Source organism: Hymenobacter sp. R533113 (assembly GCF_056835965.1).
In genome coordinates, this window is the sequence record NZ_JAKWBD010000013.1 from 715578 (window position 1) to 737331 (window position 21754).

General features: G+C 57.8%; 22 protein-coding genes. 21 read left to right on the forward strand and 1 reads right to left on the reverse strand.

The window, feature by feature from the left end:
• Positions 1-47: 47 nt before the first annotated feature.
• From hsdR to MKZ35_RS12220, 10 genes are all read left to right on the forward strand, one after another.
• Entirely contained in the window at positions 48-3311 is a 3264-nt protein-coding gene (hsdR, locus tag MKZ35_RS12175) for a type I restriction-modification system endonuclease (protein ID WP_482513548.1), read from the forward strand.
• A 71-nt stretch (positions 3312-3382) separates the two neighbouring features.
• Complete coding sequence (locus MKZ35_RS12180) at positions 3383-4789, forward strand: type I restriction-modification system subunit M (RefSeq protein ID WP_482513549.1); 1407 nt, start codon at positions 3383-3385, stop codon at positions 4787-4789.
• A complete protein-coding gene (locus MKZ35_RS12185; protein ID WP_482513550.1) occupies positions 4779-6350 on the forward strand; it encodes a restriction endonuclease subunit S in 1572 nt (523 codons plus the stop codon). The genes MKZ35_RS12180 and MKZ35_RS12185 overlap by 11 nt, the downstream gene beginning before the upstream one ends.
• A gap of 82 nt (positions 6351-6432) precedes the next feature.
• Positions 6433-7206 (forward strand): hypothetical protein, encoded by a 774-nt coding sequence (locus MKZ35_RS12190; RefSeq protein ID WP_482513551.1) that lies wholly within the window; start codon positions 6433-6435, stop codon positions 7204-7206.
• A 56-nt stretch (positions 7207-7262) separates the two neighbouring features.
• Positions 7263-8405, forward strand: a complete 1143-nt coding sequence (locus MKZ35_RS12195) for an McrB family protein (RefSeq protein WP_482513552.1) — start codon at positions 7263-7265, stop codon at positions 8403-8405.
• Positions 8406-8416: 11 nt separating this feature from the next.
• Positions 8417-9715, forward strand: coding sequence for an McrC family protein (locus MKZ35_RS12200; protein WP_482513553.1), 1299 nt, complete (start codon positions 8417-8419; stop codon positions 9713-9715).
• 32 nt (positions 9716-9747) lie between these two features.
• Entirely contained in the window at positions 9748-10587 is an 840-nt protein-coding gene (locus tag MKZ35_RS12205) for an AbiU2 domain-containing protein (protein WP_482513554.1), read from the forward strand.
• Between the two features lie 109 nt (positions 10588-10696).
• Positions 10697-10930 carry a hypothetical protein gene (locus MKZ35_RS12210; protein WP_482513555.1) on the forward strand — a complete coding sequence of 78 codons (234 nt, stop codon included), beginning with the start codon at positions 10697-10699 and terminating at the stop codon, positions 10928-10930.
• A 268-nt stretch (positions 10931-11198) separates the two neighbouring features.
• The gene (locus MKZ35_RS12215) at positions 11199-12638 is read left to right on the forward strand and encodes a tyrosine-type recombinase/integrase (protein WP_482513556.1); all 1440 of its coding nucleotides are present in this window, start codon (positions 11199-11201) and stop codon (positions 12636-12638) included.
• A gap of 230 nt (positions 12639-12868) precedes the next feature.
• A complete protein-coding gene (locus MKZ35_RS12220) occupies positions 12869-14167 on the forward strand; it encodes a site-specific integrase (protein ID WP_482513557.1) in 1299 nt (432 codons plus the stop codon).
• Between the two features lie 160 nt (positions 14168-14327).
• On the opposite strand, the gene MKZ35_RS12225 is transcribed toward MKZ35_RS12220, so the two are convergent.
• On the reverse strand, positions 14328-14546 hold the full coding sequence (locus MKZ35_RS12225) for a hypothetical protein (RefSeq protein WP_482513558.1): 219 nt from the start codon (positions 14544-14546) through the stop codon (positions 14328-14330).
• A gap of 133 nt (positions 14547-14679) precedes the next feature.
• Between MKZ35_RS12225 and MKZ35_RS12230 the strand changes: the two genes are divergently transcribed.
• The 11 genes from MKZ35_RS12230 to MKZ35_RS12280 all read left to right on the forward strand — a co-directional run bounded on the left by MKZ35_RS12230 (position 14680) and on the right by MKZ35_RS12280 (position 21748).
• A complete protein-coding gene (locus MKZ35_RS12230; RefSeq protein ID WP_482513559.1) occupies positions 14680-15426 on the forward strand; it encodes a hypothetical protein in 747 nt (248 codons plus the stop codon).
• Between the two features lie 91 nt (positions 15427-15517).
• Positions 15518-15949, forward strand: a complete 432-nt coding sequence (locus MKZ35_RS12235; RefSeq protein ID WP_482513560.1) for a hypothetical protein — start codon at positions 15518-15520, stop codon at positions 15947-15949.
• Positions 15950-16061: 112 nt separating this feature from the next.
• Positions 16062-16220 carry a hypothetical protein gene (locus MKZ35_RS12240; RefSeq protein ID WP_482513561.1) on the forward strand — a complete coding sequence of 53 codons (159 nt, stop codon included), beginning with the start codon at positions 16062-16064 and terminating at the stop codon, positions 16218-16220.
• A 133-nt stretch (positions 16221-16353) separates the two neighbouring features.
• On the forward strand, positions 16354-17373 hold the full coding sequence (locus tag MKZ35_RS12245; RefSeq protein WP_482513562.1) for an NAD-dependent epimerase/dehydratase family protein: 1020 nt from the start codon (positions 16354-16356) through the stop codon (positions 17371-17373).
• Between the two features lie 72 nt (positions 17374-17445).
• Positions 17446-17808, forward strand: a complete 363-nt coding sequence (locus MKZ35_RS12250) for a heavy metal-responsive transcriptional regulator (RefSeq protein ID WP_482513563.1) — start codon at positions 17446-17448, stop codon at positions 17806-17808.
• A 64-nt stretch (positions 17809-17872) separates the two neighbouring features.
• Positions 17873-18352, forward strand: coding sequence for an SRPBCC family protein (locus MKZ35_RS12255; RefSeq protein ID WP_482513564.1), 480 nt, complete (start codon positions 17873-17875; stop codon positions 18350-18352).
• A gap of 102 nt (positions 18353-18454) precedes the next feature.
• Positions 18455-18583, forward strand: coding sequence for a hypothetical protein (locus MKZ35_RS12260; protein WP_482513565.1), 129 nt, complete (start codon positions 18455-18457; stop codon positions 18581-18583).
• A 156-nt stretch (positions 18584-18739) separates the two neighbouring features.
• Positions 18740-19741: a helix-turn-helix domain-containing protein gene (locus MKZ35_RS12265; protein ID WP_482513566.1), complete on the forward strand. Its 1002-nt coding sequence runs from the start codon at positions 18740-18742 to the stop codon at positions 19739-19741.
• Between the two features lie 46 nt (positions 19742-19787).
• Positions 19788-20576 carry an SDR family oxidoreductase gene (locus MKZ35_RS12270; protein ID WP_482513567.1) on the forward strand — a complete coding sequence of 263 codons (789 nt, stop codon included), beginning with the start codon at positions 19788-19790 and terminating at the stop codon, positions 20574-20576.
• A 9-nt stretch (positions 20577-20585) separates the two neighbouring features.
• The gene (locus MKZ35_RS12275) at positions 20586-20978 is read left to right on the forward strand and encodes a VOC family protein (protein WP_482513568.1); all 393 of its coding nucleotides are present in this window, start codon (positions 20586-20588) and stop codon (positions 20976-20978) included.
• A 104-nt stretch (positions 20979-21082) separates the two neighbouring features.
• A complete protein-coding gene (locus MKZ35_RS12280; protein WP_482513569.1) occupies positions 21083-21748 on the forward strand; it encodes a DUF2461 domain-containing protein in 666 nt (221 codons plus the stop codon).
• The last annotated feature ends 6 nt before the right edge of the window (positions 21749-21754 follow it).

Sequence of the window (21754 nt, forward strand, 5' to 3'; positions counted from 1 at the left end):
CCTACTTTAGCTGACCAGTTAGGTATATTGCTCTCACTCCATCCTGCGTGTCGAATCCCTTTAGCAACTTCCAGTTTCTACACCAAGAGTTTCCAGCGTTGTACACGCTCGGCAAAGAAGCTGAATTCCAACTCTACCAAGACCCCGCCGCTACCCTGTTCAAGTTGCGTTTGTTCGGCGAGAAGTTGGTGGACCGCCTGTACGTGGAGCATCAGCTCCCTCCGCTGGTCGAGAACACGCAGCACCGCCGCTTAGAGCAACTAAAACATCAAGGGCTTCTTCCTCGGCAGGTGGAGGATATCCTGCACTTACTGAAACGCCGGGGCAACAAAGCCGCGCATGAGAATGTCGGTAGCCTCGCCGACGCGACCATCTTGTTAGAGTCCGCCTATCATCTAGGCAAATGGCTGGTTGATGCTTATGGGAATTCAGAAGCCGCAACGCCCCCTGCCTTTGTGCTTCCCAAACGCCGAGATACAGCGCAGGAACTGGCGCAGCTCGAAGCGGAGAGGCAGGCACTAGAAGCTCGCGTAGTGGAACTGCAAGCCGCACTAGCGGCTCGCCCCGAGCTATCTGCGCCGGAACGGACACAGCTCCTGCAGAAAGCCCAGAAGGCAGCCGACAACCTGAACCTGAGCGAAGCCGAGACCCGCGCCATTATCGATGAGCAGCTCCGGGCGGCAGGCTGGGAAGCCGACACCCTGACTTTGCGCTATTCCAACGGCACCCGCCCCGAGAAGGGTCGGAACCTTGCCATTGCCGAGTGGCAAACGGCATCGGGACCAGCGGACTATGCCTTGTTTGTCGGGCTGTCCCTCGTCGGAGTTGTGGAGGCAAAGCGGAAAAACAAGGATGTCTCGGGGTCCTTGCAACAAGCGAAGCGGTACGCTAAGGACATCAAGCTGCCCGCTGGTATGGCGCTGCTTGATGGGGCACCGTGGGCAGACTACCAAGCCCCCTTCCTTTTTGCCACCAACGGCAGACCCTACCACTACCAGCTTCCAGAGAAGTCAGGCATCTGGTTTTTGGATGGGCGCAAGCTTAGCAATCACTCCCGTGCCCTGCGCGGCTGGTATACCCCGGAAGCTTTGGTTGAGCTGCACAAACGGGATATTGAGGAAGCCGAGGCGGCATTGCAGGCAGACCGATTCGACTACCTGCGGGATGCACATGGACTAGGGCTGCGCGACTATCAGGTCGCCGCCATCGAGAAAGTGGAGGAAGCCATTTTAGCTAATGCTCCCGAGCGGCGGGCACTACTGGCAATGGCGACCGGCACGGGCAAGACGCGCACAGTTCTCGGATTAGTATACAGGCTGCTGAAAAGCAGCCTGTACCGGCGCATCCTCTTTCTAGTAGACCGCAAGATTCTGGGCAACCAAGCTACGGACAGCTTCAATGATGTCCACGTGGAAGGATACCAGACGCTGGGGCAGATTTACGACATGAAGGAGTTGAAAGACCGGCTCCCGGAAACAGAAACGCGCCTGCACGTGGCAACGGTGCAATCGTTGGTCAAGCGCATCTACTACCCCGAGCCGGACACCCCCGTACTGCCGGTGGACGCCTACGACTGCATCATCGTGGACGAGGCGCACCGGGGATACACGCTCGACCGGGAAATGTCGGAAGAGCAGATTTCCTATAAGGAGCAACTGGACTTCTTGAGCACTTACAAGTTAGTCCTCGATTATTTTGATGCTTTCCGCGTGGGGCTGACGGCGACGCCGGCACTGCATACGGTGGAAGTGTTCGGACACCCAGTGTTCCGCTACACCTACCGGCAAGCCGTAGTGGATGGCTACCTCATCGACCACGAGCCCCCTATCTTACTTAAAACCAAGCTCAGCGAGGAAGGTATTGTGTGGGAGTCTGGCAGCACCCCGCAGGCGTTCAATCCCGATACCCAGAACATTGAAGACCTCGATGTACTGGAAGATGAGCTGCGGGTGGAAGTGGACGGCTTCAACAAACTGGTGCTCACCGAAAGCTTCAACCGCACCATTGCGAAGATGCTGGTGGAGGAGATTTCGCCGGAAGGACCCGAGAAGACTCTAATTTTCGCGGCTTCCGACCAACACGCGGACTTGCTCGTGCGCATTCTAAAGGAAGAGTATGCCGAGGCAGGGATTGAGGCGGACGATGACGCCATTATCAAAATCACAGGCAGCGCCGACAAGCCACAGCAACTGGTCAAGAAATTTAAGAACGAGCATTTTCCGGTTATCGTGGTGACCGTGGACTTGCTCACGACCGGGGTGGATATCCCGCACATTTGCAACCTTGTGTTCCTGCGCCGAGTACGCTCGCGCATCCTCTACGAACAGATGCTGGGGCGGGCTACGCGCCGGGCGGACGACATCGGGAAGGAGACTTTCCGCATTTACGACGCGGTACGGCTGTACGAGGGGATGCAGGCGGTGACCACTATGCAGCCCGTCGTGGCGGACCCTGCCCAGTCGGTGACGGAGCTGATTGCTGAACTGCCCCACATCGAGTCGGATGAGGCAAGGCAGCAGCAGGTGGAGCAGATTCTTGCCAAGCTCCAACGCAAGCGCAAAACCTTATCGACAAAGCAATCTGAGCAATTTGCGCACAGTGCGAATGGACAGACGCTGGCGCAGTTCCTTGACCACGTACGCACGCTCTCCTCCTCCGAGGCTGCCACCGTGTTGCAGCAACACCAAACCACCTTGAATTGGGTATCGGGCGTACACCGCCCTCAGAAACCGCAGCTCTACAGTACCCACCAAGACGAAGCGCGGGCATCGGAACGCGGCTACGGCGGCGACGCTGCCAATCCTATCCAGCGTCCCGAAGACTACCTGCATTCGTTCGCCGAGTTCGTGCAGAACAATCAGAATAGTATCACCTCGCTCAGCATCGTCTGCTCCAACCCACAGGCGCTGACCCGCCCCATGCTTCGGGAGCTAAAGTGGGCGCTTGACCAGCAAGGCTTTACCGACACGCAGCTAAATGTGGCGTGGAAAGCAGTCAAAAAACAGGACTTGGGTGCCGACATCATCGCCTATATTCGTAGTCTGGCACTCGGCGTGGCGGCTCGCCCGCTCGCCTTGCGGGTGCAGGAGGCGGTAGACCACGTGCGGAACAAAAAGAGCTGGAACATCCACCAGCGCAAGTTCCTCGACCGGGTGCAAACGCAACTGATGCTGGAGACCGTGCTCACCCGCGACGACCTTGACCAACAACCTTTCAAGGGGGATGGCGGCTACAACCGTTTCAACAACCTCTTTAATAATGAGCTGGATGATGTGCTGCTCACGATACAAGCGCACCTGTACGTAGCCTAGCTTTTCCTTTTCAATCAAGCCAATAGTCCCCGGAGCAAGGCACCTGCCTTGCTCCGTTATTTTATCGAAGCATGAACAACCAAGAAATCGTCTCGAAGCTGTGGAACCTGTGCAATGTTCTGCGCGACGACGGCATCACCTATCATCAATACGTCACCGAATTAACTTATTTGCTGTTCCTCAAAATGCTGAAGGAGACGGGCAATGAGGAAAATGTACCGGAGGAATACCGTTGGGACAAGCTCGCTAGTAAGGAAGGCTTAACCCTGAAGACCTTCTACCGCACCCTGCTGCTGCACCTCGGCACGGAAGGTACTGGCACCGTCGCCCAGATTTACCGCAATGCCCAGACACACATTGATGAGCCGAAGAACCTGCGCAAAATCATCAAGAGCCTTGATGAACTGGACTGGTATTCGGCGCGGGAGGAAGGACTAGGCAACCTCTACGAAGGGTTGCTGGAAAAGAACGCGGGCGAAGTGAAATCTGGAAGTGGGCAGTATTTTTCTCCGCGCCCGCTGATTAATGCTATGGTGGAGCTGGTCAACCCTCAGCCCGGCGAGCAATGCAATGACCCCGCGTGCGGGACGTTTGGGTTCATGATTGCGGCGGATGCCCACGTAAAAGCGCAAACCGATAACTATTACACCCTCACGGAGAAGCAGGCGGAGTTCCAGCGCAAGCAGGCATTCTCGGGCTGCGAACTGGTAGCGGATGCGCACCGGCTGGCGCTGATGAACGCCATGCTGCACGGCATGGAAAGCGACATCCTGCTGGGCGACACGCTCACCCAAATTGGCGAGCAGATGAAGGGCTACGACGTGGTACTAGCCAACCCACCCTTCGGCACCAAGAAAGGCGGTGAACGCCCCACCCGTTCTGACTTTACCTACCCAACCAGTAATAAGCAGCTCAACTTTCTTCAGCACATTTACCGCTCGCTTAAGCCGGGTGGGCGGGCAGCAGTGGTGCTCCCCGACAACGTGCTCTTCCAAGACGGAGATGGGCAAAAGGTGCGGGCGGACCTAATGGATAAGTGCAACCTGCATACCATCCTGCGCCTGCCCACGGGCATTTTCTATGCTGCCGGGGTGAAAACCAACGTGTTGTTCTTCGAGCGGGGCACCACCGACAAAGGCAACACGAAGCAGGTGTGGTACTACGACCTGCGCACCAACATGGAGAACTTTGGGAAGCGGACGCCCTTCACTCGCGCCCACTTCAACAACTTCGTGGAGGCGTATCGTGCCGATGACCGCGCCGCTCATGTTGATGCGCGGTGGATGAGCTTCACCCGCGCCGAGATTCAGCAGCGCGGCGACACGTTGGACTTGGGACTTATCGCCAATGCCAGCCTCACAGGCGCGGCTGACCTTCTTGACCCGAAAGACTTGGCAGCCGATGCTATAGTAGAACTGGAAGTCGTGGTTGATGAATTGAAAGAACTGTTGCGCCTGCTCGAAATCAATGAAAAGTAATCTACCGGCAGGCTGGGAAACCACTAGCATATCTACTGCCTTCGCGCTTAACCCCGGACACTCTGGCATTGATATTTCGGATGATATGGATGTCTCATTCGTCCCGATGCCCGAAATTGAGGAGGAGACTGGAAGACTCAATCCAGCCAATGCGAAACCATATGGAGAGGTTAAGAAAGGCTACACGAAATTTATTGATGGAGACGTGCTGTTTGCCAAAATCACTCCTTGCATGGAGAATGGTAAAGTGGCAATTGCCTCTGGTTTGCTCAATGGAATTGGGTGCGGTACGACAGAAGTATTCGTGTTCCGTGAGAAGGATATTTGCATAGCGAAATTTCTCTTCTACTATCTGGTGCAGAGGCGATTTCGGCAATATGCCAAATCAAAATTCAATGGCGCAGTAGGTCATCTTCGGGTGCCTAGCGTGACCTTCGATGAACTGACCTTTCCCCTACCTCCCCTTGCTGAACAACACCGCATCGTCGCGCAGCTCGATGCCGCCATGCAGAAAATGGAAGCCAGCCAAGAGCGCCTTGAGAAGCTACCAGTGCTGCTGAAGAAGTTTCGGAATGCGGTGCTGGCGGCAGCAGTGTCAGGGAAGCTGACCGAAGCGTGGCGGGCAGAGCAGCCACAGGGAGAAACGGCGTCGGAATTGCTTGACCGCATCCGTGCGGAGCGCCGCGCCCAGTGGGAAGAAAAGCAGCTAGCCAAGATGAAGGGCAAGCAGCTCAGCTTGAACGATAGTTGGAAGCGGAAGTATGAGGAGCCCGCCGCACCGGATACGGCGGAACTCCCAGAGTTGCCAGATGGGTGGGCGTGGGCTACAGTAGAACAGGTCGGTACAATTGGCGAGCAGCCGGTTATGACTGGTCCGTTTGGAACCTCCCTTGGCAAAGATGATTTTACTAGGGAAGGAGTACCCGTACTGACAATTGGCTGCTTAACTGAGCAAGGTATTAACCTAGTCAAATCCGCTTATGTCACAGAAGATAAAGCAGATGAAATAAACCGTTATCGGCTTTCCGAAGGCGATTTACTCTTTTCTCGCATGGCTTCAGTGGGCAGAGCAGGCTATGTTACTTCTGAGTTTGAGGGAGCACTGTTCAACTATCATATCATGCGGCTCCGACTTTCAGGGGAGACTATTTTACCTCATTACTTCCTCTATTATGTGAGGGGCTCCTTTGAGGTTACGAACTATCTAGTGCGTGTGAACCATGGTGCAACCCGTGATGGAATCAATACAGAACAGCTATTGAATCTACCTGTTGCCCTTCCACCATTTAAAGAGCAACAAGAAATTCTGCGCCAAGTCAACCACTACTTTGGACTCGCCGACCAACTGGAAGCCCGATTCGAGCAGGCAGCCGCGCTGGTGGAACAGTTGCCGCAGGCGTTGCTTGCTAAGGCGTTCAACGGGCAACTCGTACCGCAAGACCCCGAGGACGAGCCCGCTAGCGCACTCTTGGAACGGCTGAGCGTCGAGGTGGCTGCCCCGACGAAAGGTCAGCGTGGGCGTAAGCCTAAGGCAATTGCAGATGCGCCTTTGTTCGATTAACCTGCTCATATCAACCTTGAACTAGAACAGCCGTGTTGGGGCGCGCACCAATCGCCTCAATACGGCTGAAAGTCACTCTACTATGCCTACCCCATTATATCTCGACGGCAAGTCCATGTACAAGCTGTCAATGAGCAATCTATTCATCAAGAAGAAATACCCGCTACTCGGGAAGCTCAAAGACAAGCATTGGCTTGTTCTTGATGGCAGCGCCAAAGCTGGGCAGGGCGAACTATTCAAAAAGGTGGCGAAGCTTGGCGACTACGTGTACGCCTGCGTTGGGTCTAGGGAGTTATGGGGTATCTACCGGCTCACGGGAGAATGGTCGGAGTTGCCCGACGACATCACTACGTTGCTACCTGTGGGAAATGAGTGGGGATACCGCGCTGCAGAACTGGTGGTCGAGCCAGTTAAGGGTGACATTTGGAATATCAAGAATATCAACAAGCACTGGGCACCGAGCGGCTTCAGCACGTTCTACGAGGTCAACGATTTAGCGGGAGCCAACCAGCATATTTTTGAGCCCTTCTTTGACCGAACGTTGATAGCCAGTCCTCCGCCCGGCACTGCATACACTGCCACCATGACACCCCGAAATCAGATACTCTACGGTCCTCCCGGCACAGGCAAGACCTATCATACCACCGCCCGTGCTGTGGCACTGTTGGAAGGTATCAGCGACGATGAGCTGGCGGCAAAGTATCCGAAAGAGAAGCGCGCCGAGCTGCGCCAAAAATTCGAGGATTACCGGGCGGCAGGTCGCATTGCATTTGTCACCTTCCACCAAGCCTTCACCTACGAGGATTTCGTGGAAGGCATCAAGCCCCTACCCCCGCACCTACGGCTGTTGAGCTAGGCGAGCAGGATGCTGAAACGGGAAAGGATGGCACTGTCCACGCCAGCCACGGCGGTGTGCAATATGACGTACGCAAAGGCATTTTTCGGCAAATGTGTGATACGGCTGCTCCCTATGCTAACTACGGCGCAGCACGCACAACTGCATTATCCGTCTCCTTCGACGAGCTGTATACGGGCTTCCTCGACCATCTTGATGACCTCCTTCACCACACCAGTGGACCCGTACTATTACCAACTAAAAAGTCTAATGATAAAAAGTCTAGTGAAGTAGAGCTTATCAATGTCGATAAGGATTCTGGGCAGCTTACTTTCAGATACCCCAGAGGCAGGGAAGTTGAGCGAGGATATATTGCTGACAAGGACCGGATTAAAAAACTCTATAAACTCTACCCAAGCATCGAGCAAATCACAAATTTGCAGCGCGATATTTCCAATAAAGTTGGCGGCTCCCACATGACCCTACTTTGGGTTGCATTCAATGCTCTGAAGAGATATGAAAACAACTCAGAGCTTTGGCATGGGATTGAATTAGCTCCTAATTCCTCAACCCCCTTTGTTCTCATCATCGATGAGATAAATCGGGGCAACGTCGCCAACATTTTTGGGGAACTGATAACCTTGCTGGAAGATGACAAGCGTGCGGGCTGCGCGGAGGCATTGGCTGTTATCCTACCCTATTCGCAGGAGGAGTTCTCCGTGCCGCCGAACCTGTACTTGCTCGGCACCATGAATACTGCTGACCGCAGCGTGGAAGCGTTGGACACCGCGTTGCGCCGTCGTTTCAGCTTCACGGAAATGCTGCCCGACCCCGAGTTGCTACCGACCGACGTAGAGGGCGTGAACGTGCGGGAAATGCTCATCGCCATCAATGCGCGGTTGGAACAACTGCTGGACCACGACCACTGCATCGGTCACGCCTTGCTCATGCGCGTGACCACGTTAACGGAATTGCGCGAAGCCTTTCGGCGCAACATCTTGCCGTTGCTACAGGAGTACTTCTTTGGTGATTGGGGCAAGATTGGCTTAGTGCTCGGCGGCGCGTTCATTCAGCCGGTGGACAAGAAGCAGAACGCATCCGGCTATAAACTGATATCGTTCGACAAGTACAACACGGGGGAGTTGAGTGAGAAATCCGTGTACAAGCTCACCGACGTGGTAAAGCTGGAAGCCAAGGCATTCCAAGACATCTACGCATAGCCTTCCTGCCCATGGCTAAGATTATGCAGGTGCTGGAACACAGCACCCTTCGTATCGGCGCGGAGCAGCAAGGAGTGACATTCGAAAAGCGGCATTGGGAACAACTCTTCCGCTACCACGACGAGCACGCCGCGCACCGCTACTACGACATGCGCCACGATGGGGTGCGGTTCCGCAGCTACGTGGGCGTCATTCAAGCCGGTGACCTGACCATCGAGATTCTGCCCAAGGTGGACGACGTGGACACTACTTCGGGAGAGGACCTGCAAAAATGGCGCGACATTCTGCTGCGGATGCTGCGCGAATCAGGCACGCTGCCGATGGATTCGCTCAGCAATGCGATGCTGCGCGAGAAGGAGAACAGCCTGCTCGATATCTACCTCGACCTGTTCCTCAACGAGGTGGAAGCCTTATTGCACCGGGGACTGGTGAAGCGTTACCGCCACACTGAGGGGCAGCAAATGGCGCTACGCGGGGCTATCCAATTCGGCACCCATATTGCCCGCAATCTGGTGCACCAAGAGCGGTTTTATACCCGCCACCAAACCTACGACCACCAGCACCTCCACAACCAGCTCCTCCGCCAAGCCCTGCTCCTGCTGCCTCGACTAACCAGTTCCCCTACCTTGCGCGGACGCACGGCGCGGGCGCTTCTGCAATGGTCTGATGCCCCCGCGCTTAAAGTCACGGCTGCAACCTTCGCCCGGCTTGTGTTTGACCGCAAAACGGAAGCTTACCGTCCCGCGCTGGTCATCGCCCGCTTGCTGCTGCTCCACCACCGCCCCGACCTGCGCGGCGGCGCCAAAGACTTGGTGGCACTGCTGTTCAACATGAATCAGCTCTGGGAACGGTACCTGTTGCGCACGTTGCAGCGCATCGGCACCCCATTGGGCTGGACAGTGCAGAAACCCAGTTATAAGGTTTTTTGGGAAGCTACTACGGGCTCAACCAGCGAGATGCAGCCGGATATACTGGTCACGGTTCCCGGTGTAGGCAACATCGTTCTCGACGCCAAGTGGAAGCGCCCGCAAGGTCGCCCCGCCGAAACCGACTTACGCCAACTTTACGCCTACGCACACCACTACGACGCTAAGCACACGGTACTGCTCTATCCCCACACGGCAAACGAGCAAGCGGTCCAAGGCACGTTCCAGCATCCCGACCACTTACCAATGTGCGCGGACAAGGATTTGGTACAATGCAGTACTGTGTTCGTGCAGGTGGGCAGTGGGCAGCTACCCGTTGGCACCGATGACGTCGATGCTGACGGCTACTTGCGCACCTCGCTGCTAGAGGCTTTTTTCATCTAGTAGCTACCCATTGTCAAACATGTGCCGACACCATGAACTACGAGGAAATAGAGAGGGCTTTTGCCCAATTAAGGGAAGCAGAAAGCAGAAAGACGAAGATAAATCTCACGTTAGACCGCCTGCATCGCGTCGTGATAGACACTAGGCTGTACCTCCGCCTGTGGAGGCAGCTTTACAATGGCTTTCGGGAGCACCCCGATGCTGTATCGCTGTTTTTTCATTTTATGATGATGGCTGCCGTACTGCTTCTAGACCGCGCAGTATTAGAACTGAGCAAAATTTTTGATACCGGTAGTAGCTCCATCAATTTCAAGTATTTAGTTAATCTGATACGCCAACAAGAGCGGAGGAGCCTGAGTCCCGAGGTATTTACAGCTCTGGACAAGGCGCTTATAGCGGACGAACTCAAGTTCGCGCAGTACGAGGATTTGATTACCCGCATAAAAACAAAGCGCGACAAGGAGATTGCGCACGCCGACCGGACAAGGCTTACTCGCAATTTCGACGCCCATTCGAATATCGAAGTGGACGAACTGGACAACATCGCGCAGGAATTGGACCAGATGTTTTTATCGTATTATAGCATATGCGGCTTCAACTCCCCCGGAACGCTCGAAGGGTTTTTAGTTGCCGGTGAACAGCTCGGCTTCAACACTGATTTTAATGACCTTTACCATGTCATCGAGGTCGGCTTAGCTAATTTAAACCCATCTGAGCAGACCGAATCTTTACGGCGCGTCCTCAATAGTCGAGAGCTCCGAAAGTATATGAACAACACCCCACCGGAATTGCCAGCCGACCTCCAACAACACGACGGGAGCATCGGCGAAGAAAGGGAAACTCAATGCGATGGTCAACCCGCTAATAATTAACTGGAATTCATTTATTAATCCAGCATATTATTATTCAAGTTCATCTACTTAATCAATGCCATTTACTCCTCCCGCTCCTGATAACTCACAGTCGCTCCACCCTGCAAGAATGGACATTGAGCAAGAGTGGGAAGATTTGCGACAATGGGTGCAACGGTACGCGAAATACATCCGAATCAGCCAAGCGGCACTGGACGCGGGTATGAGCGTGGAGATGGCGCAGGCTTTGTTACTACGCGATAAAAATAAGACGCGCATTCCTCGGACGACGCAACGACTAGATGCGCTGCTGGCTGTGTTCACCAGCCCGCCCTTTAATTACACCCCTCCTACCAAAAAATAGCAAAATATTTGCTTGGAGCTAGGCTATCTCCAAGCAAGCAATTATCTTTGCCTGAGCATTTATGGGCATTGGACTTCAGTGTTTTATTACTACATCTTTCCGGGGCGTTAGCAAGAAGAGTTGCCAGCCCGAAAATATATTTTACCTGTACCAGCCCAGATTTAAAACTTTTGATTTTTGAGATGCTATAAGCGCCGAACCTGAGAGATGTGCTCCTGAGCAGGGCACGGTCACGGCTCCGTTTACATTCATTTTTAAAACTTCCACAATGGAAAACAAAAGTTATCTGGTTGCGCGTAATGGCGGCAACGGCGTTGTCACCATCTACGCCGAATATTCCCACGCCCGCAAAACCAAACGTCTCCCTACGGGAGTGCGTGTGGCTAAATCACAATGGGACAACCATAGCCGGTGCGTGACTGGCGCAGGGGCTGCCGCAGCCAATAAGAAAGCCCAAGCCGTGCTGGCATCACTGAAAGTACAAGTCCGGGAGATATACCTTGCCAATGGGAGCGTGTACCCGACCATCGAGCAACTCAACCAGCAACGACAAAAGCGAACCGCCTCGATACAGGCAGTGGTGGCGGAGCAGCCCTTGACCGCCGTGCTGCGGGCGTGGATGGACACAAAGGAGGACTGGGCAGCAAGTACTCGGCGTAATTTCAACACGGTTCTGCACAACATTCAAGATTTTGAGAAGGCGCATAACACTGTCTGGTTCCTGTCTTCCATGCAGACCGAGGACGTGAGACGCTGGCAGCAATGGCTGAAAACAGCAAAGCAGGGGAAGGAACAGCAGGGCTACAACGACGCGACCTTACACAAGCGGGTGCGCTTGTTGCGCCAGTTCCTACGGAAACATCCCGCGCCCGGAGTGAATCTGGACGACGATGGGGCGAAGGCATTACACGCCGTAATGTTGACTACTCCCTTCGTCTTAAGTCAAACAGACTTGGACGCAATTGAGGGGCTCGCCCTACCGCACCTTTCTCGGTTGGACAAGATTAGGGATGTGCTCATTTTACAGGCTTTCTGTGGGCTTCGGTGGAGCGACCTGCGTCGTTTGAAGAATCGGTTCGTGACGGACGACTTCATCAGCATACCCATGAAAAAAAGCGCGTCGAAGGCAGTGAAGGTTCATGTTCCACTGGTCCGCCAATCAAGACATGTATTGGCTAAATATACCTGCGATGGCGAGTTGAGACTGCCCACAATAAGCGAGCAGAAGTTCAATGAAGGCATTAAAGAAGTGTGCCAACAAATTGCGAGCCTGCGCGAGGAACATATCCAAGACTATCGACTGCGAGGCAAAGCACTGGAACGGTCAAAACCAAAGTGGGAGTATGTAACCTCGCATACGCTCCGCCGCACCTTTGTCACTCAATGCCTAGACAATGGCTTCCACCAGAAGGACGTCATGAGCTGGAGCGGGCACACTACTTTTGCTTCGTTCCAGCGATACGTTGGGGCAACCGCGCAACGTCCCGAAAGCAGCAAAGAGTTTGACGAGCGATGGGAGGCTAAGCGAACAAAGTCGAAGGCAGCTCCCACCAGCCTGACTTTGGTGGTCGAGGGTTTCATTCGTGACAATCCCGATTTATTGCTGAGCGAAGAATTGAAACGAGCGTTGTTGCAGTATGCACCCAGTATGCAACCGCAGCTAACTTCAGGTATTTCTAGCGCCCATGCTCAAGCAAACCGGACGTAGAGGAGCCGAAACAATGATAACAGCCGACTTCAGCGCACTTCAACGGAACTAGTGTTCCTCCTTACACGACCACAGGTAATTACCCCCGGAAACCCCGGAAAGTCGCTAATCAGGTAACTGAAGCGGTTTTCCGGGGTTTTTGCATTTGGCCCGGACTGTCTTTACTACCTGGTTTCACCTTATCTAAACCCCCAAATGCGCCCCCAACCACACCCCCATTTCCAACCCCCATGACGGTACAATTTGAACGCCGCACCGACCGGCCGGACGCAGCTGGGCGCTGCACCATTCACCTGCGGGCCTATTTCGACGGGCAGCGCCTGCGCCTGGTGACCCGCGAAAAATGCTTGGCCTCGGAATGGCAGACCGACAAGCAGAAGTTTCGGCGCTCCAAGCCGGGCTTTCAGGAAGCCAACGAATACCTGGACAGCTTGGCGGCGCGGGTTCAGGCGGCCTACCGGCAATTGCGCACCTCGGGCGTAGAACCCACGCCGGAAGACTTGAAGGCGGCACTAGCCCCGCCTGCCCCCGTCGAAAAGCCCAAGGCGGTGCCGGTGCTGCCCCTGATTGAATTGTTTGATGAGTACCGCCTAGCCCTGGCGGCGCGGGGGCGGCGGGCCAGCACGTTGAAGGGCGTAAAAACGACGCGCAACCTGATGGAGCAATTTGAGGGGAGGCTAAAGCGCAAGCTGACCTTGGCGGCCTACGACGTGGCCATGCACGACCGGCTGCTAGGCTTTCTGCGGAATGAAAAGAAGCTGGCGCAAAATTCCATCTGGAAAGTTGTCAAGCACATCAAGGCCCTGCTGGCGTACCTGGGAGAAGACCGGGGGTTGACGCTGGCCCTGAAGGTGCGGCAGCTGAAAGCGGCGTGGGTGGACGTGGACAAGGTATATTTGCTGGCTTCGGACCTGAAACTGTTGGAAGCGGCGGCGTTGCCGGCGGGGCTGGTGCGGACGCGGGATGCTTTCCTGTTTTGCTGCTACACGGGGCTGCGGTACTCGGACTTAGCCGAACTGCGCGAAGGAAATTTGCACGAATGGAGCGGGGCGCGGGTGCTGCGGCTGACGCAAACCAAAACGCGCACGTCGGTGAGTATCTATCTGACGGCGGCGGCCTCGGCGCTGTTGGACAAGTACCGGGGGGTAGGCCAGAAGCTGATGCCGGTAATGGCCAACCAGGTGATGAACCGGAATCTGAAGAAAATCAGTGAGCTGGCGGGGCTGCGGGAAATGGTGGAAGTCGTGACAACGGAACTAGGCGAGGTGGTGAAGCGGCAGGTGCCCAAGCACGAGTTGGTGACGATGCACACGGCGCGCCATACGTTTGCGACGCAAAGCCTGCTGCGGGGCATGGCAATGGAAGTATTGCAGAAGGTGATGGGCCACACCCGCATACAGACAACCATGATTTACGCCAAGATTATTGAGGACTTCCAGCATCAGGAGATGCGGCGGATTTGGGACGGGGAGGCGGTAGCGGCTACTGCCGCCGTGCCGGAAGTTTGCCAGGTGCTGCTGGCCGCTTAGAGGGGTTAGCTGACGAGTGGTTTTACACAAAAACGCCCGGCCGAAGCTTGTTCCGGGCCGGGCGTTTTTGTGGGCGGCGGCTGGTGAGAGCGGCGCGGGGCGGGTAGGGCTTAGCCTGGGTTTAGGTACGGGCGAGCTACGGGGGAGCCTCGGTCGGCTGCTACGCGGACCTTGGATTTAGGGCGCGGGAAACCTCGGCCTCATCGAGGCCGGTGAGCTGGCAAAAGTCCTGCACCGTGACCAGTGCCCCGGCTGGCTTGCCGGCGGCCTGACGGGCGCGGCGGACCAGGCGCTTGGCGGCGTCGTAGCTGCGGCCGGTGAGTTGGGCCACGTCTTTTGGATAGATGCAGATGCGCGGCATGGGGATGGGTGGGCGCAAACCGGGTTAGTTCGGGCGCGGAGCTTGGTTAGTCAAAAATAGTAGATGAATTTTGGTTCACAATTGCGCACAGGGCTATTTATACACCTTGGACGACAATTAAAATCATCCACTTCATCAATTTCTTTTTACTATGGCTCAACAAACCGGCATTTTGGGCATTCAGGGCACCGTAGGGGGCCTCGTGTTTGCCAAAGACGGAAGCATCCGGCAAAAGCCGGCTTCCAACAAAGCCAAGTACCTGACGGCGGCCAGCATGGCCCGTACTCGGGAGAACACGGCAGAATTTGGCCAGGCGGCCAAGTACAGCAAGGCAGTACGCGACTCGCTACGCGTGGCTATTGCCTCGGCCAGCGACAGCCGCGTGGCCTCGCGCCTCACTAAGCTGATGCGCGAAGTCATCGGCCTCGATGACACCAACGACCGGGGCCAGCGCATATTCGACGCCAGCAACTCGGCGCCGCTGCTCGGCTTCAACTTCAACGCGGGGGCAGGCATCGGGCAGACGACGTACTTCCCCTACGAGGTGACGGGCAACGGGGCGGACGTGACAATGACCATCCCGAGCCTGAACCCGGCCAGCGACATTGCCGCGCCGCAGGGCACGACGCACTTTGAGGTGGTATTCGCGGTGTCGTCGGTGGACATGGAGGCGCTGACCTTCACGAATGCCGTGGTAGCGGCCCCGCTCGGCATCCTAGCGGTGAACAGTGCGGCCCTAGCCAACCAGGCGATGGTGGCGACGTTCCCGGCGGCCCCGCCCGCAGCTAATCTGGTGGTGGGCGTGGTAGGCATCAACTTTTACCAGCAGGTAAACGGCAAGTTCTACCCGCTCAACAACAACAGCACGAACCCGCTGGCGATTGAGTACGTGGCCTAGCCTTGGGCATCCTCAAACCGAAACGGCCAGCCGGCAGCGGCTGGCCGTTTTTCATTCCCTACCCTCTTCCACTTTTTAACCTCTTTTTATCATGGCACTTACTGCTTATCAAACCCAATTCAAGCGGCGCATGAAGCGCGCTATCAGCCTGCGGGCGAAGGCCGACCAGAAAGCCCGGCGCTATACCAAACTGCTCTCGGATGCCATCGGCGCGGCTGAAGATGCGGCCATGCAGATGAACGCGCTGAACCAGCTCTACAACGTGGATGTGAGTACCTACACGCTGCTCACGCAGGCGCTGCACGCCAACAGCGGGCAGGAGGTGCTGGTGGACCATTTGGCCCAAAGTACGCCCGGTGAGGAAGTGGTCCTGTTCAACCAGGTGCCGGATGGCAATGGCGGGCAGCCTCTGCCCAATAACCCGCTTTTTGGGGAGCTGGTGGCGGGTACGCCCATTATGCCGCCCGCGCAGACGGCAACTGCATTGCTCGCGGAAAAGGTGCCCGAGCAAGTGAACGACTAAAAGGAGTGGCTGCCCCTTGGGCAGTTGCGGCGGCTGAAACCTTGCCGACTGGCCGGCTTCCTTGATTGGGAGCCGGCCTTTTTGTGCTCGGTGGTCTCGCAGTGATGAAGGCATGTGTACCAGCGATGGCAGGGTGGCGCTGTTTATGCTGCCCGCCGATGTGGACGAAGTTGTTGCCGCCAACGGCTATCGGCAGGTAATACCCGAAAACTCAAAGGGAGCTGGCTCCCGTTATGGGGAGTCGGCTCCTTGTATTCCCAACGCACCATAAGCAAAAAATAAATACCCCTCAACAAGGCGTAAAGGCACATTTTGAAAAATAGTTACTGAAAAGACTTGACCGTGGACTATACTCCACGGTGTTTATTGGGGGCAGTTCTTTTCGCCACTTAACACCTCAGAAGATGAACCCTCTTACACTTGCCCTGGTTACCGGGGCTAACGGCCACCTCGGCAACAACATCGTCCGCGAACTGCTCCGGCAGGGCATTCCGGTCCGAGCCGGCGTGCGAAACACCAAAAACACCGCGCCCTTCGCCGGGCTGGCGGCCGAACTCGTGCCGCTCGACATTACCAACGTGGCTCAACTGCGGGCCGCCATGCAGGGCGTGGACACCGTGTACGCCGTGGCCGCCTCGTTCAAGCTCTGGGCCAAAGACCCGCAAAAGGAGATTTACGACGTGAACATGGACGGCACCCGCCACCTGATTGAGGCGGCAGCAGCCGCCGGCGTGCGGCGCGTCGTGTACGTGTCGTCGATTGCCTCGGTGAATTATGCCCACTTGCCCGCCACGGAAGCCGGGGGCTACAACCCCGACCGGCGCAACGTGTACTACAACTCCAAAAACGACTCCGACAAGCTGGCGCTGGACTTGTCGAAGCGGCTGGGGGTAGAACTGGTGAGCATCCTGCCGGGCACCATGATTGGCAGCGAGAATTTCGGCCTGAACGAGTCGTACCAGATTCTAGCTGACATCTACCAGGGCAAGCTGCCTATCGACCCCAACATTTTCCTTAACTGGATTGATGTAAAAGACGTGGCGAAAGCCGCTGTAGCGGCCAGCACGCAGGGCCGGCCCGGTGAGCGGTACCTATTGGCGCAGGAAAAAGGCACCAGCATCCGCGAAACGATTGGGCTGCTCAATAAGCTCTTTCCCGAGCACCCGCTCAAAACCCCGCCGCGGCTGCCCCGCCCGCTGCTGTGGGGCATGGCCTGGCTGATGGAAACGGGCGGCAAAATCGCGGGCAAGGCCCCGCTGCTGCAAACTTCGTTCGTGGACATGTTCTGGGGCTTGCGCCTGGACTACGACACCAGCAAGGCGCGGCGGGAGCTAAACTTTCGGCCCCGGCCGGTGGAAGAAACGGTGCGCGAGGCGGTTGAGTACCTGCGCCAGCATCCGGCCCTGCTCACCAAAGCCGCGTAACGCGGGAGCGGAGCGGCCGGCCCTGGGCGGGGCAGCTGCTCCCTCCTTTTCCCAACCTCCATCCCCTTCCTTATGCTTATCGGCGAAATTGTGGAGCAAGCCGGCGTCTCGCGCGACACCATCCGGTACTACGAGAAAATGGGCCTGCTGCGGGCCGAGGGCCGGCCCTCGCCCTTCAACAACTACAAGTCGTACCCGGCCACGACGGTGGCCCGGCTCACGCTCATCAACCGGGCGAAAGAACTGGGCTTTACACTGGCCGAAATTGCCGACGTGCTGGACCTGTGGGCCAACCAGGAGTTGCCGGCCGCCGAAAAGCAGGCCCGCATGGCGGGCAAGTTGGCCGCCATTGACGAGAAAATCCGCCAACTGGAAGCTATGCGCGCCAACCTGCTGCGCAGCATGGAGGAGGTGTTGACCAATTGCGTCGATTGACCCCGCCCGCCGGGCGGCTTCCGGCGACTCTCTCTAACGGCTTATGTGGTTTAACAGCATCCCGGTGGACCTGCGCTTTTGCGACACGGCCCCGGAAAAGATTCTCACGCAGCTTGTGGCCCCGGTGTCGGCCGAGCGCCTGTACGAAGTGCTGCTGACGGGCGAAAATCAACCCGTCTGGGCGCAAGGCTACGTGCAAACCGTGTGGTACAATGCCTCACCCTACGCAATGGGCTCCATCCGCGACATTCACTTGCAATGGATTCGGGTGCGGGAGCGGCTGTTGGCCCTGGAGCCGGGGCGGCGCTTCGCCTTCAGTTCCGATGCGCTGTCCGTACCACTGGTGCGGCGTATGGTGGAAGACATTCAGTTTGTGGCGCTGAATGAAAATAATACGCGCATCGACTGGTTGGTGTGCTACGAGCTGGCCTGGGGCCTGCGGCCCTTGGCGGGGCTGCTCCGGCCGGTTTTCACGAAGATGTTTGCCGACTTTGCTCACGGTTTGGCCAACTATGCGGCCCGGCCGCTGGCTGGAACGCGGTAGTGCTGTTGCTGGTGCTAGTGGCCGCTTGTTGGGTCTGTTTGTGAGGCTGCCAGTCGAAGCGGCACCTCCTTGTGCCGAGGTCAATTACCGGGCTGCGTAAAAGTGAACACCGGCGTTGGTGCAGGTTCGGCGGTGCCAGGCAGCGAGGAAGAAATCCTCTGGCAATTCCGGGCGGTGCGCGACCAAGCGAAATCTTACGCGCAGTACTTTACGGGTCAGCATTTCGGATAAGGAAGCCAGGCTGAAAAGGCTGCCGCGCTCGGCTGACCGGAGAGAATTAGCTATATTTTGCAATACAAAAAAGCCCGCTGGCAAGTTGCCAGCGGGCTTTTTAATTGCGTCGCAAAGCATAATTTCAACAAAAGCGGGTAGGTTTGTTTCCTGGATATGGAGCTAGTTTTTACCCCAACCGGCGCGGTTAATTTTCTGCAGGAGTTTGCGGCCGTGGCGGGCGTGAAGCCGGTGGGGCACACGCTCACGCTGCCGGCGGCGCTGGGCACCGGCGGCTTGCAGGCGCACGTGCTGCAAGCGGGCTTTGAGCTGATTACGCATCACTACACGCTGTGCGCCCCTGTCACGCTGCGGCGCGAACCGGCCGTGCCGCGCACCGATTTGGTGTGCATTACTTTCTACCTCAACGAGTTGCCCATCCGGCAGGAATTTGCCGGAGCCAATGCCGGACACACCGGACGGGCGGCGGGCGGCATCACGCTCTCGACCGACGACATGGGCGGGGTATTTGCGTTTCCGGTGGGGGTGGAAATCTTCGTGGGCATCCTGACCGTGCGCCTGGCGGTGCTGCGCGAGCTGCTGGGGCCGGACGGGGAGCCCACGCTGCTGACCGAAATTCAAGCCGGGGCAAAGTCGTTTTTCGTGTACGAGGACGCCGGGGCGGAGATTCTGGCCGTGCTGCGCCAATTGCGGCAGCCGCCGGCCGCCCCCTCGCCCGCGCTCGGCCCGCTCTACTACCGGCTGAAGGCGCAGGAGCTGCTGTACTTGTTTCTGGGGCGGCTGGCGGGGCGGGCGGGCCACACGCTGCCGGCCATGCACCCGGCCGACGCCAAACGGCTCATGCAGGTGCGCGGCCGGCTGCTGGCCGACCTGGCGCAGCCGCCCACGGCTGCGGCGCTGGCTGCGGCGGCGGGCCTGAGCGAAACCCGGCTCAAGGTGCTGTTCCGACAGGTGTTCGGGCGCAGCATCCACGCCTATTTCCAGCAGGCCCGGCTGGACGAGGCCCGGCACCTGCTGCGCGACCCGGCCCTGTCGGTGGCCGACGTGGGCGAGCGGCTGGGTTTCACCAACCTGAGCCACTTTGCCCGGCTGTTCCGGGCCGCAACCGGCACCACGCCGAAGAAGTACGCCCGGCAGGCGGTGGCCGAAACGGACTGATTTTTGGCCGAAACCGGCTATTTTGAATGGAAGGGTGGTCGTTGTTTTGCAGCGTCAACCAACGCCTTACTTCATGCAGCTGAGCGGAAATACGATTTTGATTACGGGTGGGGCCACGGGCATTGGCCTGGCCCTGGCCACGGCCCTGGTAAAGGCCGGCAACGAAGTGCTTATCTGCGGGCGGCGGGAAGCGAAGCTGCGGGCGGCGCAGGCCTTGCTGCCGGGCGTGCGCGTGCGGGTGTGCGACGTGGGCGTGGCGGCCGAACGCGCTGCCCTGGCGGCCTGGGCCGTGGCCGAGTGCCCGCGCCTGAACGTGCTCATCAATAACGCCGGCATTCAGCGCGAAGTTGATTTTGCAAACCAGCCCGAAGCCTTCTGGGCAGGGGCCAGCGAAGTGGCCATCAACCTGGAAGGGCCGCTGCACCTGACGGCGCTGCTGCTGCCGCACTTGCGGCAGCAGCCGACGGCGGCTATCGTCAACGTGTCGTCGGGGCTGGGGTTTGTGCCCCTCACGCGGGCCCCGGTGTACAGCGCGACCAAAGCGGCGCTGCACTCCTTCAGCATCTCGCTGCGCCATCAGCTGCGGACTACGTCGGTGAAAGTGTTTGAAATCATCCCGCCCATCGTGGACACCGAGCTGGACCAGGGCGCGCGGGTACAGCGCGGCCAAACCAGCAAGGGACTTGCCCCGGAGCAGGTTGCTGCGGCCACGCTGGCGGCGCTGCGCGCCGACGACTACGAAGCGGCCGTGGGCCTGGCGCGGGTGTTGCGCATCGGCTCTCGCGTGGCCCCCGGCCGCTTCCTGAAAATCATCAACAAAATCACCAAGAGCTAACCCGGATTCATGAGCATTCAACTGGATACCATTGGCCTGGTCGTGGCCGACATGGGCCGCGCCCTGGATTTTTACCGCACCCTGGGCCTGCCCGTGCCCGAGGGGCAGGCCGATGAGGCCCATGTAGAGCTGCACACGCCCGGCGGGCCAACGCTGGGCTTCGACACCGAGGCAATGGTGAAGCAGCTTGACCCGCAGTGGCCGCAGCCGAGCGGGCAGCGGGTGGGCCTGCATTTCCGGTGCGCCGACCCGGCCGAGGTAGACGCGACCTATGCCCGCGTGATGGCCGCCGGCCACGGCAGCCACACAGCCCCTTGGGATGCGTTCTGGGGCCAGCGCTTCGCCCGCGTCATCGACCCGGACGGCAACATTGTCAACTTCTTCGCCGAGCTGCACGGGTAGCCGGCGGCAGGGCTGGCAAAAAAGGTCGTCGGAGTTTCCGAGGGCCTTTTTTGAGTTTATAGTGCACCAATTTTGCAAAGCGTTACCCTTTTTCCGCTTCCCTCATGCTGCAACCGAATACCCTGGCTTTTTTGACCGAATTAAAGGCCAACAACAACCGCGACTGGCTGGAAGGCAACCGGCGGGCCTATGAGGCCGCCAAGGCCGATTTTCTGGCCCTGGTGACCGGCGTATTGGCCGACCTGGGCACGGCGGACCCGGCCATTGGGCAGGCGGCGCTGGACCCGAAAAAATGCGTGTTCCGGCAGAACCGTGACGTGCGGTTTTCGGCCGACAAGTCGCCTTACAAAACCAATTTCGCCGCCTGGTTCAGCGCCGGGGGCCGGCAGACGCCAACTGGCGGCTACTACCTCAACATTGAGTCGGGCGACTCTTTCGCGGCGGGCGGCATGTACCTGCCCGAGCCGTCGGTACTGGCCCGCATCCGGCAGGAAATTGACTACGATCTGCCCGCGTTTGAGGCGCTGCTTCGGCAGCCGGCATTTGCCGGGCAGCTGGGGGAGCTAAGCCGGGAAAACGTGTTGCAGCGCCCGCCCAAGGGCTACGCGGCCGACAACCCGGCCGTGGCATACCTGAAGCTGAAAAGCTTTACGGCCAGTCATTCGCTGGCGCAGGCCGACCTGTTTGGGCCGGACTTGCGGGCGCGCATCGGCGGGGCTTTCGCTGCGTTGGGGCCGCTGGTGGCTTTTTGCAACCGGGCCCTGGACTAGCGCCCG